The 15,019-nt window shown below is 65.6% G+C and carries 9 protein-coding genes; 2 read left to right on the top strand and 7 right to left on the bottom strand.

Annotation, left to right across the window (positions count from 1 at the left end; genetic code table 11):
- Positions 1-738: 738 nt before the first annotated feature.
- The 5 genes from coaE to rpsA form a co-directional block, all read right to left on the bottom strand.
- Positions 739-1,335, bottom strand: coding sequence for a dephospho-CoA kinase (gene coaE, locus BUC15_RS16970; protein ID WP_073190685.1), 597 nt, complete (start codon positions 1,333-1,335; stop codon positions 739-741).
- Positions 1,332-2,756, bottom strand: a complete 1,425-nt coding sequence (locus BUC15_RS16965; protein WP_073190682.1) for a threonine/serine exporter family protein — start codon at positions 2,754-2,756, stop codon at positions 1,332-1,334. The genes coaE and BUC15_RS16965 overlap by 4 nt, the downstream gene beginning before the upstream one ends.
- Positions 2,757-2,833: 77 nt before the next feature.
- Positions 2,834-3,559, bottom strand: a complete 726-nt coding sequence (locus BUC15_RS16960) for a hypothetical protein (protein ID WP_073190679.1) — start codon at positions 3,557-3,559, stop codon at positions 2,834-2,836.
- Between the two features lie 599 nt (positions 3,560-4,158).
- Positions 4,159-6,417, bottom strand: a complete 2,259-nt coding sequence (locus BUC15_RS16955) for an NHL repeat-containing protein (RefSeq protein ID WP_073190676.1) — start codon at positions 6,415-6,417, stop codon at positions 4,159-4,161.
- A 321-nt stretch (positions 6,418-6,738) separates the two neighbouring features.
- A complete protein-coding gene (gene rpsA, locus BUC15_RS16950; RefSeq protein WP_073190673.1) occupies positions 6,739-8,175 on the bottom strand; it encodes a 30S ribosomal protein S1 in 1,437 nt (478 codons plus the stop codon).
- A 764-nt stretch (positions 8,176-8,939) separates the two neighbouring features.
- On the opposite strand from rpsA, the gene BUC15_RS16945 reads away from it, so the two are divergent.
- Positions 8,940-9,662, top strand: coding sequence for a class F sortase (locus BUC15_RS16945; RefSeq protein ID WP_073190670.1), 723 nt, complete (start codon positions 8,940-8,942; stop codon positions 9,660-9,662).
- A gap of 542 nt (positions 9,663-10,204) precedes the next feature.
- Here the strand turns inward: BUC15_RS16945 and polA are convergent.
- Entirely contained in the window at positions 10,205-12,883 is a 2,679-nt protein-coding gene (gene polA, locus BUC15_RS16940) for a DNA polymerase I (RefSeq protein WP_245788027.1), read from the bottom strand.
- A 35-nt stretch (positions 12,884-12,918) separates the two neighbouring features.
- On the opposite strand from polA, the gene BUC15_RS16935 reads away from it, so the two are divergent.
- A complete protein-coding gene (locus tag BUC15_RS16935) occupies positions 12,919-13,335 on the top strand; it encodes a PaaI family thioesterase (protein WP_084189704.1) in 417 nt (138 codons plus the stop codon).
- Positions 13,336-13,416: 81 nt separating this feature from the next.
- On the opposite strand, the gene BUC15_RS16930 is transcribed toward BUC15_RS16935, so the two are convergent.
- Entirely contained in the window at positions 13,417-14,805 is a 1,389-nt protein-coding gene (locus tag BUC15_RS16930; RefSeq protein WP_217652067.1) for an IS110 family RNA-guided transposase, read from the bottom strand.
- Between the last annotated feature and the right edge of the window lie 214 nt (positions 14,806-15,019).

The following is a 15,019-nucleotide window of genomic DNA, read 5'->3' as shown; positions in this document are numbered from 1 at the left end:
TCAACCGACGCGCTGGTTGAGCCGCCTCGTGAGGAACGCAGAGGCGTGACGACCACCTGGCACACGGTGCAGAATCCCGACCACAGCATCTTTGGAAGAGTCCGCGGACACGTCACGAGTTTCGTAACGGGCCGTTCGTCCCTCACGGCCCGGCTCAACCAACTTACGCCCGGCATGCGGTCGCTCGGTCTGACCATCCGACCGCCCAACCGTCCAGGCTGTGCACAGATCTCTGCATGTGTGGAGGCAGTCGCTATACGAGGTTGCCTCGACGTATAGAGAGATCTATGCACGCCTCAGCGCCTGGAGCGGGGACGGTGGAGCGGTTTGGCTGCTGGTAGCCGGGTGGTTTCGTAACGGGCCGTTCGTCCCTCACGGCCCGGCTCAACCAACGCACGCCCGGCATGCGGTCGCTCGGTCTGACCATCCGACCATCCGACCGCCCAGGCTGTACACAGATCTCTGCATGTGTGGAGGCAGTCGCCATACGAGGTTGCCTCGACGTATAGAGAGATCTATGCACGCCTCAGCGCCTGGAGCGGGGACGGTGGAGCGGTTTGGCTGCTGGTAGCCGGGCAGTTTCGACACGGTCCCCGGCGCTCCGCGCGGAGGGACCGGCTCAACCAACGCACAGCCCGACCCCGGCGCTCCGCGCGGTGGGACCGGCTCAACCGACGCACAGCCCGACCCCGGCGCTCCGCGCGGAGGGACCGGCTCAACCAACGCACAGCCCGATGCTCAACCGACGCCGCCGACCAACTCCTCCCACAGCGCCTCGACCTGGGCTCTCGTATCATCCCTCGACCCCGAATTGTCGATCACCCGGGTCGCGACGGCGAACCGTTCCCCCCTCGCGGCCTGCGCCCCGATCCGGGCGTCCGCTTCCTCGTCGGTCAGCCCGTTGCGTGCCTTCAGCCGCTCAGCCTGCGTCCCGACGGGAACGTCCGCCACGATGACCGTGTCGAAGCCCCGGTCCAGCCCGGTCTCGACCAGCAGCGGAATCACATGGACGACCACAGCCCCCTCGGCAGCCGCTGCCTCCAGTTCGTCGGCCCGCCGACGCACCAGCGGGTGAACGATGGCATTCAGGTCGGCTCGGGCGGCGTCGTCAGCGAAGATGATCCCCCCTAGCGCGGCACGGTCGAGCGACCCGTCTTCGAGCAGGATGTCCTCCCCGAACCGTTCGACGACCGCAGCCAACCCCGGTGTGCCGGGCTCGACGACCTCGCGTGCGAGCAGGTCGGCGTCGATGATCACGGCCCCGTGCCTGGCCAACTCATCGGCGACAAACGACTTCCCGGCCGCGATGCCACCGGTGAGTGCGACCCGATTCATTTGGTCATTCCCCGCGGGGCGACGGACGGAGCATCGGTGCCGGTCGGAACTGCCGACGGACCGTCCGACGATCGACGACGCAACAAGCGGCGCGCCGACATGGCAGCAAGATCACGCACCCACGGCGGATTGGGCCGCGTGAATGCCCATTCGGGGTCAGTGAGCATCCGGGCACAGGCGAGCCCGGCGACCATCGCGATCAGCACCAACAGCGTCGAGACGCCGTTCTCCATCGCAGAGACGACGTCGCGTTGGTCGAAGTAGATCAGGGTCCTGAGCGCCGACGACCCGGGGATCGCCACCAGGACCGTCGGCACTGTCATGATGATCTTCTCCATGTCGAGCAGGCGACCCACGACGGCGCACGCCAACCCCATCAGGACGCAGGCCGTGAACGTCGCCACATGCACCGGCTGGCCTGCCTCAAGCATCAGCAGCCGGGGCACGTTCCCCAGCACCCCGATCATCCCGGACGCCAGCGCCACGGCCAGCGGCGAGTTGAACATCATCGCCCATCCGAAAACCGCGAAGAAGCTTGCCGCTATCCACGCGACCCAGAGCAGGGCGGCTGGCCCCGTCTGCTCCGGCACGGGGTCGGGCGAGATCCCCGTCGGCACCGCCACGACCCAGACGCCGATCGTGATGGCGAGGATCACCGCCGCCGCGTAGCCGAGACGGGGAATGCCTACGCCGAGATCGATGCGGGCCAAGTCCAACCCTCCCGTGACAATCGGGAATCCGGGGATCAGAAAGATCGCGGCACAGATGAAACCTGCTGCCAGCCGCGAACTCGGCTCACCCGTGACAAGGGCGATCAGGTTCGCCGCCCCCACATAGGCGGCACAACTCACGACCGCCGAGACCAGCACCGTCGCCAGGTGGTTGACCTGCCAACGACCGAGCGTCGAACGAACGGCGAACCCGAGGGCGCCGGCCGGGATCACCGCCAACACCTCATGCCACCAGCCGCCGCTGAGGACGGTCACGGATGCGCAGGCCGCCGCAACCAGAAGGACGATCAGCCACTTCGGGTACTTCGGCCGCGTGCGTTCGATCGCGTCGAGGCGCGCTTCCAACGCATCGGGCGTGATCTTCGATCGGCTGAGTTCCCGGCTCAGCTCCTGTAGTTGCGCGATCCGGTGCGCGTCGACGCCTGGGCTGGCGATCTCGGCTACCTGCGTGCGGTAGATCCCGTCCTTGCCGACGGTGGCGACGATGTTTGTGAAGGTCACTTGGGCGGCGAAGGAGTCGAGCCCGAGGGCCGACGCCGCGGCCCGCATCAGTTCACGCACCCGCAAGCCGCTGGTTCCGGCACTCAGCATGTCGATCCCGGCGCGCACCACGAGTTCACTCAACCGGATCAGTTCCCGCGGTTCAAGGTGTGCTTCCGCAATGCCGCCGGAAGAGGCCTCAGAATCCATGGCCGACAGGTTACGCCTCTGGCAGGCCCGCCAGCCAATGTGCGCTCACTGGCCCGTGCAACGCATTCCGATGTCGCTCATATGGCTGCGGCCACGGGGTGCCTGCCGCGCCCCCACTCCGCATCGAGCATCGGCAAGTCATGCGATGTCACGATGCGGGAATTGACCGCGTACTCTGCCAGCCGGGCGCGGCGCCCGAGCGCCTGTTCATGCCTGGCGCCCTTCAACCCCATCACCCCTGCGCGGTCCAATTTGTCGCATACATTGTCCAGCTTGCGGTTGAACTTGGTCTGGGTCCAGCCGAGTCGTTTCGCGGCCTGCACAGCCGTCGGTACCGCCCAGAGACCCACTCCCGACCCCTTCAGCATGGGTTCGGCCACCGCGAGGATGGCCAGTAGTTGTCCCTCCGTGAAGACGGTCCCACCTGCGTTGGTGTCCGCAGAGTCCAGCGTCCGAGGTGCACCGACGGTGTGGAGGATGGGCTCGTCGATGAAGAGGTTGATTTCGTAGTTGAACGGCCCGGCCGAGAACGTGACGACCGTCTGAGCGAAAACCAGGGGCATCCGGCTACCGGGGCCCAGTTGACTCGTCGTGAGGCCGGAGCCTCCAGTCAGTGTCGCATGTGCCCGGGAGCCGACATTGGCCAGCCACCAGAATCCATCTGCAAAGAAGAGCACGAGGAAGATGCGGTTCAGGTAGAGGTTGTCGTCGATGATGACGTCGCCCGTCCTGCCCATGGTGAGGCATTGGCCCGGCTGCGCCTTCCAATGCTCACCGGCTAGTTCCACCTGTGCGGTGTTCATCGCTTGGCTCCTTTCCGACTGGCTGCGACACCGCCCCATTGCTGCGCCGCACCGCTCACCTCAGCGCCCTTGGCCGTGAGCAACGCAAGACCCCCGCCGTGCGAATCTGATGCTGCGCTGCCGTGAGCACAACGCCCGCCCCAGACCGGCCGGTTCGACTCTGCCCCGTGGGCGCGCCAGGGGACGACCAGAAGGCTAAGAGTTGGGGGGAAGTGGCGTGGCCTGAACGGTGTACGGGATCGAACGGATATCGCAACCGCTCGCACGGAAGCGTACGGAATGCACGTTCACAACGCCATACACTCCTTCGGGTTGGTGGATCGGAGCCCGCGGTCCGTTCACCTCCCGGAACCTTCGTCAACCCAGCAAGAAGCCTGCTGACACTCACCTCTGCCCGACATGCACAGGCACCCACCGCGGATGCGACCGGGCTGCCCGGCCACCATTCCTGGTCGCCAGCCATGAGGAGTAGGCCCGCAGGTAGGCCCTGTGGCTGGCACTCCTCGACGCAAACGCCGGACCCCGTGTGACCGAGGCATTCCACACCACCGCGTGGCGCTCCGCCTTCCTGCCTGAGGGATTGTGAAGACGTGCCGGGCCTAGACGTCGGCCGCGGCCAGACTGGCCACCAGGAACTCCGGCACAATCACATTGTTCCAACGCGCGACGAACACCTGCTTGGCGGCGGTCGCCTTCTCGGAAGCGGTCACGCCGTCGCCCGAGCTGGCGCCGGTGCAACCATCGCGTTGGATGCCTCTCGCCCACGCGGCAAACGCGATGTCGGCGTCAAGTGAGTGTCTGATCGAGACACGTAGCTCCTCGAGCAGCGCCTGACCTTCGGGCACCAGATCAACGGGGGCCGCCGCAAGAGCCGACAGCAGTTCGGCGCGGTTGCGTGTCACTTTGTCGATGGCGACGATCTCGTCTGCATAGTCCCCATCAGGACCCTTTGAACACTCGCGGAGCGAGGTGTTGGCCTCCACGAGCGAGCTGCGGGCCGACTTTGAACTGGCCAGCAGCTCCGTCAGGTAGCGCACCTGCCCCTCAGCGGTCGCGTCTGGAAGGGTCACGTCGAACTGGCCAGCCGACGGTCGCCACTGTCCCAAGGCGACAAACCAGATCAGGTCGGAACGGGTCTGCATCTCGATAGCGCCGTCCTGAGCAACGATCTCGAACACCCCAGACTCGAACGAGAGGCTCATCGTTCCGCCGTCCGACAGTCGGCCGAGGTAGGTGGAGACGCCGTCGAAAGACGCGTGCGAGGAAACCATCTCCTGGCCGTCCCGCACGTGGATCACGACGGTCGGGTCGTCGATGTGGTAGCCGCACACCGTGATCGAACCGTTCGGAAACGTCGCCCAGGCCAGCAGGAAGGTGCCCTCGGGGCAGGTAGGCAAGCCGTCCGGAACACTCGCGGCCTGCTCCGATTCTCCGGTCAACCTCAGCTCCTTCGGCTCGGTCGCCGCGCCGAAGGCAGTGAGGTATCGAGTGCCGAGGGACCACTCCTCGCGGTCCCAGCCGATCACGGCATATCCGGGGGCGACATCTGCTGGGGCGAGGGACCCTGCGTCGGAATTCAGGACGCCGAGCGTCGCACCTGTCAGCGGGTGCCGAATCGACTTCCGGCCCTCCCCCCACAGGTTGTCCCAGTTCACCATGTCGACGCGCGCTGGAAGGAGTGCCTCGGCAGCGGGGGTCGGTTCCCACCCGGAGTACTCGGAGAAGATGCCCAACAAGGTCGCCTTCTCGACGTCGATGACGGCGGTGTGCCCGGACTGATGGGCCACGTAGCTCAGGTAGGTGCGTCCATCGATCTGATCCAGGACGGCCGACCATGACGGTTCCCACAACTCCTGAGTTCCGGGCACCTGGACGCAGCCGTCGAGGATCGGCCCGCAAACCTGGACACCACCAGGGTCGGTGCGGACGCCGACGACCGTATCGCCGTCGGAAGGTACTTGAGCGTCCTGGTCTTCTGGGATCTCGACCATGCGTACCCCGGCGGCGCTGGTGGTCGCCTCGGCTCCCTTCGGCAAGACAATGGCGGCTTCCCCCGTCAGCCAGACCGACCCGCGGAAGCGACCCTGCTCCGCGCCGGTGGCGAGGTCGAACACGATCGACTCGTCGTACCCGCTGAACTGCGCCTGCCCGCCCAACGCGGAGAGCGGTTTGAAGTCGTAGACGGCCTCGGCTTCGAGATCTATCGTCTTGGCGTATCGCTCCGTTCCGTCGGGTGCGACACCATGGATTCCCAGCGTCAGCCCACCAGTTTCCTGAATGACCACCGCACCATCCGCAGTGGCTGCCGCAAAGGAACGGGCTCCCTGTTTGGCGTGAAGCAACACCCGCTCGACCCCGGACTCGGGATCGAGGTAGGCGACTCGGCCGTCATCGAATACGCAGAGGAACTCGCGTCCTCCTGGGCCGGCGACGCAATCCTCCCACCCCGCTTCTTCCTTCGACCAGATCACCTCGCCGCGAGCCGGGTCGAGCGCCACGAGGGTGTTCGCCTCGTACAAGCCTGACCCCGCTGGAATCACCTTCGCCAACCACACACCACCCGCGGCAATCGGACCGGCTGCCAGCCCGGTCGTCGGATCGTCGTGTGGCATCTCCCAGCGACCGCCGCCCACATCCTCGGCATCGAGCGTCCAGAGGAACTCGGCGCCGTTGCGGAAGTTCCCCTCGCGAAGCGCCCCGGCCTTGCCCCCCGACCCCGCGGGGGTGAGGTTGGTCGACGAACCACCGTCCCGGTTCGGGAAGAGAAGGTCGGAGAGCGGCAGGGATACCCCGCACGACGTCGTCGCCAGGACGATGGGAAGGATGAGGAGGATCCCGAGGTGCCGACGGATGGTCATGGCCTGCGCCGCCCCACAACAACGTTTTGAACCTGCACGTCTTCACCCCTTCAGCTCGACAGCCATGGCCACACGCCTCACGGACGTCGAACGCAACAAGCGCCCCCCACGCCACGCTCCATAGGCTAGTGGTCTGTCGCACCTAAAGGTGCGGATGAGCATGGGGTGCCAGTCGGGATGCATGACAAGGCGGAGGACATGGGCGGGCAACACCATTACGGTGATCGTTTGGTCGCCGTCTGGCCGCGCCGTCCGGCCGCGCTGGTACACAAAGAAACGGCGGCGCCGACCAAAAAGTCGACGCCGCCGCTTCTGCTGAAATCAGTTGCCTGCGAGCTTATCGCGCAGCGCCTGCAGCGACTCGTCCGAAGCCAGCGAACCTTCACCGGCGGTCTCGGTGGAGTAGCCCGTGCCAGCCTCGACCGCGTGCTCACGCTCGTTGGTCTCGGCGGACTCGACCTGACGCTTGTGGGTCTCCCACAGCGCCTGGGCCTCTGCGTACTGGGCCTCCCAAGCAGCGCGCTGCTCTTCGAAGCCTTCCTTCCACTCGTTGGTCTCCGGATCGAAGCCCTCGGGGTAGATGTAGTTGCCGGCCTCGTCGTAGGACGCCTGCATGCCGTACAGCAGCGGGTCGAAGTCGTCGGCGGTCACGTCGACACCCTCGTTGGCCTGCTTGAGCGACAGCGAAACGCGACGGCGGTCGAGATCGATGTCGATGACCTTGACCATGCGGTCGTCGCCGACAGCCACGACCTGCTCGGGGATCTCGACGTGACGCTCGGCGAGTTCGGACACGTGGACCAGGCCCTCGATGCCCTCACCGACACGGACGAACGCGCCGAACGGCACCAGCTTGGTGACCTTGCCCGGAACGATCTGACCGATCTGGTGCAGGCGAGCGAACGTCTGCCACGGGTCTTCCTGGGTCGCCTTCAGCGACAGGGAGACGCGCTCACGGTCCATGTCGACCTCAAGCACCTCGACGGTGACGGGCATGCCGACTTCGACAACCTCACCCGGGTGGTCGATGTGCTTCCAGCTGAGTTCGGAGACGTGCACGAGGCCGTCGACACCGCCGAGATCGACGAACGCGCCGAAGTTGACGATCGAGGACACGACACCCTTGCGGATCTGGCCCTTCTGCAGCTGGGTGAGGAACGTGTGACGCACCTCGGACTGGGTCTGTTCAAGCCAGGCGCGACGCGAAAGGACCACATTGTTGCGGTTCTTGTCGAGTTCGATGATCTTGGCTTCGAGCTCCATGCCGACGTAGGGCTGGAGGTCGCGGACACGACGCATCTCCACGAGGGAGGCAGGCAGGAAGCCCCGGAGGCCGATGTCGACGATGAGACCGCCCTTGACAACCTCGATGACCGAGCCGGTGACGACGCCGTCTTCTTCCTTGATCTTCTCGATCGTGCCCCAGGCGCGCTCGTACTGAGCACGCTTCTTGGACAGGATCAGGCGGCCTTCCTTGTCTTCCTTCTGCTGGACAAGGGCCTCGATCTCATCGCCGACCTGGACGACGTCGAACGGATCGACATCGTGCTTGATGGACAGTTCCTTCGAGGGGATGACGCCTTCGGTCTTGTAACCGATGTCGAGGAGGACCTCGTCACGGTCGACCTTGACGACGGTGCCGGAGACGATGTCTCCGTCGTTAAAGTACTTGATGGTGGCGTCAACCGCGGCCAGGAAGGCCTCAGGCGAGCCAAAGTCGTCGACTGCGACAGTCGAGGCCTCAATAGAGGAGGTCATGTAGTAGGGCTCCGAATAATGCTGAAACGCACCCTGACCCTATAACGGCACCACCTACTCCGTCCGAGGCAGCACAGGCCACAGCGCGTAGACAGACTACCGTGCCCATCGTCGTCGGGCAAGCCGTGAGCGCTGCGGCACGGGGGTTTTGGCACGGCCGCCGCGGTGCCTCACAACGGTGGGCCGACGAGACCCACGGTTTGACGGTGGGGCTTGGCGGTGAGGCACGACGGCCTGGCGGCGCGCAGTCGCCCCCCTTGCGTGGTGGCTCTGCGCTGACCGCCCGGCGCTCTCGTAGGCGACTCGCGCGCTCCCGGATCTGACCCCTCACGCCCTCCCGAACCTGACCGCCCGCGCCCTCCCGAACCTGACCACCCGCTCACGTCCCGCAACTGACCACCCACACACTCCCGCATCTGCCCAGTCCGGTTGGGAGAACGGTTCCCTGCTTTCGGTAGGGCCGCGGCCAGCGCTGAAAATCGACCACTGGCCAGTTCTGATCCGTCCTGCCCGGAAAAGTGACCAACGCCCAAGCCGACGGCACCTCAGACGCAGGACACGACCAGGGCAGTGGCCGATCCTCGCGCCCAGACGGAGCAGAATCGACCACTGGTCGATTTTCGCACCCAGACGACGCCACAGCACCCCCACGACGACGCAACACCCCAACGACGCCGGGCAAGGTTCAGCGACCACCCGGACCAGCGACCGCCGCATACATTCCGAGCAACTCCGATCAAGCCCTAGCTAGCTAGGCTGGGCACGTGAGTCATGCCACATCAGATCCCAAACCGGCCCGTATCCGACTTGTCGTCGTCCTGGCCGCGCTCCTGGTCGTCATCGGGCTGGTGATCTACGCCCTGGCCAGGCCTGACGCCCCAGTCGCCGGGCCGTCCGCCTCTCCGGTCCCGACGACGAGTGCGTCGCCGGTGGCGACGGCGGCCCCTTCCTCACCGAGCGTGACCCCGGACCCAGCCCTTGCCGGTTGCACCGCGGTGAGTGAGGGGTTCGTGCCGACGCGCTACACCATCGAGCGCTTCGCGGTGGATGAGCCAATCGTCGCGCTCGACCTGGACGACCAGGGCAACATCGCCGCTCCCCCAAAAGACGAGCCGCGGCTGGCGTCCTGGTGGAGTGGCGGGCCGATGCCAGGGTCGGAGAAGGGCAGGGCCGTCATGACCATCCACACGTACCGCAACGGTGGAGCGCTGGGCAATGAACTCTTCGCCGACGGCCAGTCGCAGTTCCAGCCCGGAGACGTGATCAAGTTGCACGGCGGCGACGGGCAGGTGCTCTGCTACGGCTACACGGACAGCCTGCTGCTCGCCGTCGACGACTACGACCCGGACTCAACGGTGATGGTCGACTTCGAAGGAGACCCGTCTCTGAGCATCATCATCTGCTGGGACTTCGAGAAGTCGACCGAGTTCTGGCTCTCGAGGGTGTTCTTCAACTTCAAGCCGGTGACGCTGCCCTCCGCCTCCTAGCCGCGGTCGGCAGGCTTGAGTCTGTCGGCCCCCGAAAATCGACCACTGGCCGATTCTCACCCGTCTGACGTCGAGGATCGACCACCACCTTGCGAGGCCTGACCACCGTCGCCCCCACCCGGGCCACAAGAACCGACCACTGGCCGATTCTCACCCGTCTGACGACGAAGATCGACCACAGCTTTGCCGGGCCTGACCACCGTCACCCCCACCCGAGCCACAAGAACCGACCAGTGGCCGATTCTCACCCGTCCACGGACGACTATCGACCACTGGCCGATTTTCAGCGGTCCATGCACCTTATCGACCACTGCCCCGACCGCCAGACACGCACGCACGCCAGACACGCACAGACCCACACGCACAGACCCCACACGCGCGCAGGCATCACTTGTCGCAACCCAACGCCACCCCGCACCCGACAAACAGACCCCACACGCGCGCAGGCATCACAGACACGCGGACCTGCCAGACGGCACCGTCGCCGAGGTGCGGGCCAGGCAACCCAGACAGTCGCCGACGCGCCGCTACCCACCGGCCGATCAGTGCGCCGCAGACTCCCAGTTCGGGCCGACGCCGACCGACACGCTCAACGGGACCTTCAGCGCCATCGCCCCACCCATCTCGGTCTCAACCAACGCACCGAGCCGGTCCTGCTCCCCCGGCGCAACCTCGAACACCAACTCATCGTGGACCTGCAGCAGCACCCGGCTATGCAGCCCTTCCCGCTCAAGCGCCGCGCCGACGTTGATCATCGCGACCTTGATCACATCGGCGGCCGACCCCTGGATCGGCGAGTTCAGCGCCGCCCGTTCAGCCATCTCGCGGCGCTGCCGGTTGGAGCTCGTCAGGTCCGGGAGGTAGCGGCGCCGGCCGAGCATCGTCTCGGTGTAGCCCACCTTCCTGGCCTGTTCGACGATGCCGGCCAGATAGTCGTGGACCCCGCCGACGCGTGCGAAGTAGTCCTCCATCAGCGCCTTCGCCTCACCGACGCTGATCTTCAGCTGGTTCGACAGCCCGAAAGCGCTCAACCCATAGGCCAGCCCGTAGTTCATGGCCTTGATCCGCGCCCGCATCTCACCGGTGACGTCTTCGGGTTCGACCCCGAAGACGAGCGAGGCCATCTCCCCGTGGAAGTCGCGCCCTGACGCGAACGCCTCGATCAGGCCCTCGTCTCCGCTGGCGTGCGCCATGATCCGCATCTCGATCTGCGAATAGTCCGCCGACATCAGCGACTCAAAGCCATCCCCCGGCACGAACGCCGAACGGATCTGTCGTCCGAGAGACGTGCGGATGGGGATGTTCTGCAGGTTCGGATCGGTCGACGACAGCCGCCCGGTCGCCGCGATCGTCTGGACATAGGTCGTGTGGACGCGCCCGTCGGAGGCCACCGCCGCCAGCAACCCGTCGACCGTCTGCCGCAGCCGGATGGCGTCGCGGTGCTCCAAGAGGTGCTCAAGGAACGGGTGCGCCGTCCTCGCGAACAGCGACTCGAGAGCTTCGGCGTCGGTCGTGTAGCCCGACTTGGTCCTGCGGGTCTTCGGCATGTCCAACTCGTCGAACAGCACCCCCTGAAGCTGTTTGGGCGAGCCCAGATTCACCTCATGACCAAGAACGTCCCACGCCGCCTGCTGGGCCCCCACGACCGCGCGGTCGAAATCGTCGCGCAGCCGCTCGAGCCGGTCGACGTCGACACAGATGCCAACGCGTTCCATGCCTGCCAACTGGCCCTGAAGCGGCAACTCGACCTCGCGCAGCAACGAAACCGCCCCACGCTCCTCCAGCTCGTCGGCAATCGCGCCCGACAGGTCGAAGACGGCACGCGCCCGAAGCAACGCGGAGTCGGCGACCTCATCGGGCTCATCGTCAAATGAGAAGGCCCCCTGCCCGTCATCGTCGGTGACCATGGCGGCGGCGCTGAGATCGCGGTGCAGATACCGGAGCGCCAGATCGGCCAGGTCGTAGGTGCGCTGATCGGGCCTCAGGAGATACGCGGCCAGCAGCGTGTCCAGCTCGACCCCCGACAGTTCCCAGCCACGCGCCCAGCAACCCAGCATCGCCCCCTTCGCCCCATGCACGATCTTCGGATGCGACGGGTCCGTCAACCATTTCGCCAGTGCCTGGTCGTCAGCGACGGACAGCTCTGCGGTATCGACGTAGGCCCCCGCGCCGTCGGAGGTCGCGAAGGCGATGCCGGTGATGTCCCCGGTGCCGCTGCCCCAGGTGCCGACGAAATCGACGGCGGTCGCCTCGACGGCGTGGGCATCGAGCCACGCGGGAAGCTCACCCGCCACGAGCCTGGCGCCCGCCACCTCGAACCCGCCGGTCTTCACCGGCTCTGCCGGCGCGAGCTCCAGGAGCCGCTCCCGCAGCACCCTGAACTCGAGCGCGTCGAAGAGGGTGTGGACCAGTTCGCGGTCCCAGTCGCGCCGGACGGTCGCCTCCACCGTCAGGTCGATGTCCAGATCACGTACCAGCGCGTTGAGCCGCCGGTTACGCACGACGTCGTCCAGGTGCGCACGAAACGACTCCCCCGCCTTGCCGGGCGCCTGCTCGGCGCGGGCGATCAGGTTCTCCAGCCCGTCGAACTGCGTCAGCCACTTCGCCGCCGTCTTCGGGCCGACCCCCGGCACACCAGGCAGGTTGTCGCTGGTCTCACCCACGAGCGCCGCAAGCTCCGGGTAACGCACCGGGGCCACGAGATACTTCTCCGTGACGGCGTCGGGTGTCATCCGCGCGAGGTCCGAGACCCCCTTGCGGGGATACAACACGGTGACGCGTTCATTGACCAACTGCATCGCGTCCCTGTCGCCCGTCACGATGAACACGTCAAAGCCGTCCGCGGCCGCCTGCGTGGAGAGGGTGGCGATGATGTCGTCGGCCTCGTAGCCGGGCTTCTCGACGTGGGCGATATTCAATGAATCCAGCACCTGCTTGATGAGCTGGACCTGCCCCTTGAACTCATCTGGCGACTTGGCCCTGGTCGCCTTGTACTCGGGATACTGCTCGGTGCGGAACGACTCTCGCGCCACGTCGAAGGCGACGGCAAGGTGCGTGGGCCGCTCCTCGCGCAGCACGTTGATCAGCATCGACGTGAACCCGAACACGGCATTGGTGTGCTGCCCGGTGCTGGTCGAGAAGTTGTCGACGGGCAGCGCGAAGAACGCGCGGTAGGCCACGGAGTGACCGTCGATCAGCAGCAGTTTCCCAGGAATGTCCACCCGCAGAGCCTACCGAATCTGGCAGAGTGCCCGTCATGAACAACCTACCGGGCTGGGCCGCCGAGGTCGTCTCACCCCTCGACACGAAGATCGGACTGGTGCTCACGGAGCTGACCCCCAAGAGGGTCGTCGGAACCATCCCCGTCGACGGGAACCAGCAGCCGTTCGGGTTGCTGCACGGTGGTGCGACGGCGACCCTGGTCGAGACGCTGGCGTCGATGGGGGCGATGGCGCACGGGTACCCGCGTCGGGTTGGCGTCGGCGTCGACCTGAACGTCACGCACCTGCGTGCCGTCAAGGGAGGGACGGTGACGGGCACCGCAGTGGCGGTGCACCTTGGCGTCAGCGTCGTCACCTACCAGGTCGACGTGCGCGACGAGGAGGGCAGGCAGACGGCCACCGGTCGGCTCACCTGCCACATGATCACCCTCCCGGGGATGGGTGAGGCTTGAGCACTAACCGGAAAATGACTTGGGGGTGGGCAGGGTCTTGCGCCCCGGGGGTGGGTTCCGGGGTGTGAGGGTTGTTAGGGGTCAGGCCATGGGTTGTAGGGAGACTTGGTAGCCGAGTGCTTGGAGGTCTCTGACGTGGTTTCGGACCTTTCGGTTACCGTCCACGCGGGTGGCGTAGTGGTCTGCTCCGAGTTCTTGGTACGGGGTTTCGGGGTTGGCCAGGAGGTGCCAGATAGAGACCAGGATCGAACGGGCGACCGCTACCAGGGCTTTGAGTTTGCCGCGGCGTTTCACAATACGGCGGTACCGTTGGCCGTAGAAGGTGTGGGTTCTACCTGCCGAGCTGGCTGCTTCACCGAGGACCCCTTTGAGGTACGGGTTACCTTTGCCGGTGCGACCGTTGGTTCGTTTCGCTCCGGATTGGATGGTACGAGGCGACAGTTTCGCCCAGGACACCAGATGGGCTGGAGTGGGGAACCGGCTCATGTCGAGGCCGATCTCAGCGATGATGGTCTGGGCGCTACGAGTGGCGATACCAGGGATCTTGCTGAGACGCTCAACAGCAGGCGAGACCACGGCATCGGGTCCGGTGCCGATGCCCGGGCCGGTGACGCCATCTCGATCGGTTCCCTGCGCTGCCGGGATCTGATCGATCAACTCGGTCAGCCGGCCGGTGATCTGGTCGATCTGACGGGTCAGGGAATCGATCTGGTTGAGCAGGATCCGGGCAAGTTCACCATGATGGGTATCGAACCGGCCGGTGAGAGCTTCGACCAGTTCAGCATGCTTGACCTTCATCCGGCCCCTGGCCAAACCAGCCAGCACCTTCGGGTCCCGCTCGCCAGCGATCAACGCTTCAATCATGTCGCGTACCGAGAGCGTGTCCATCGAACTGGCCACGGCCGATACCTTGATCAGAGCATCCTCGAGCAACTTCTCCAACCGGGCATAGTGGCGGGTGCGTTCATGGGTCAGATCGACCCGCATCCGGGAGTAGTCCCGCAGCACCCGAATCTCAGTAGGAGGCACGAACGAGGGCCTCAGCATTCCCCGCTCGGTCAGCTTCGCTAACCACACCGCGTCCAACTTGTCGGTCTTCGGACGCCCAGGAGCCTGTTTGACGTCATGGGCCCTGACCAGCTGCACATCCAACCCGGCAGCCTCCAGCAGATAGAACCAGATCCGCCAGTAATCGCTGGTGGCCTCCAAAGTGACCTTCATGACCTGCTCCTGGACCAACCGGTCACACATCTCGATCACCGCGTTGGTCGTGGCAGGCACCTCCCACACGCGATTGGATCGTTTCTGTTTGACCGGGTCAGGTACCCGTAGGCACACCATCCCCGAAGCCTTACCAACATCGACAGCAGCCACCCGCTCCAGGATCTGCTCATGATCCTCATCCGAGAACTCCTCAGGCTCCATCATCGCCGCACCCTCCCTTCCGTTGAACAGCAGCGAATCACTCAACAACGGGTGCCCAGGGGGCCAAGTCAGGTAAAAAGCTGAACTCTAACCGGCGTGCTCGTAGCAACAGTGCGCGACCCGAAGGGTCAAGGCCCAACGCCAGACTATCCGACGGGTTCCAGTCCCAAAGTGTGTCACCGGCGTCACGGGCACCCAGCCCCATTTTCACGCCCGCGCGGCGTCCACGGAAGTGGAAAGATGGACTATCCGGGGTTCG

The sequence above is a fragment of the Tessaracoccus bendigoensis DSM 12906 genome (genome assembly GCF_900141915.1).
GTDB lineage: Bacteria > Actinomycetota > Actinomycetes > Propionibacteriales > Propionibacteriaceae > Arachnia > Arachnia bendigoensis.
This window is presented reverse-complemented; position numbering and strand designations above follow the sequence as displayed.

What these genes read in the sequence shown, in the direction of transcription:
- coaE (WP_073190685.1), bottom strand. Translation starts at nt 1,335, where the DNA reads ATGAATCGGGTCGCACTCACCGGTGGCATCGCGGCCGGGAAGTCGTTT.
- BUC15_RS16965 (WP_073190682.1), bottom strand. Translation starts at nt 2,756, where the DNA reads ATGGATTCTGAGGCCTCTTCCGGCGGCATTGCGGAAGCACACCTTGAA.
- BUC15_RS16960 (WP_073190679.1), bottom strand. Translation starts at nt 3,559, where the DNA reads ATGAACACCGCACAGGTGGAACTAGCCGGTGAGCATTGGAAGGCGCAG.
- BUC15_RS16955 (WP_073190676.1), bottom strand. Translation starts at nt 6,417, where the DNA reads ATGACCATCCGTCGGCACCTCGGGATCCTCCTCATCCTTCCCATCGTC.
- rpsA (WP_073190673.1), bottom strand. Translation starts at nt 8,175, where the DNA reads ATGACCTCCTCTATTGAGGCCTCGACTGTCGCAGTCGACGACTTTGGC.
- BUC15_RS16935 (WP_084189704.1), top strand. Translation starts at nt 12,919, where the DNA reads ATGAACAACCTACCGGGCTGGGCCGCCGAGGTCGTCTCACCCCTCGAC.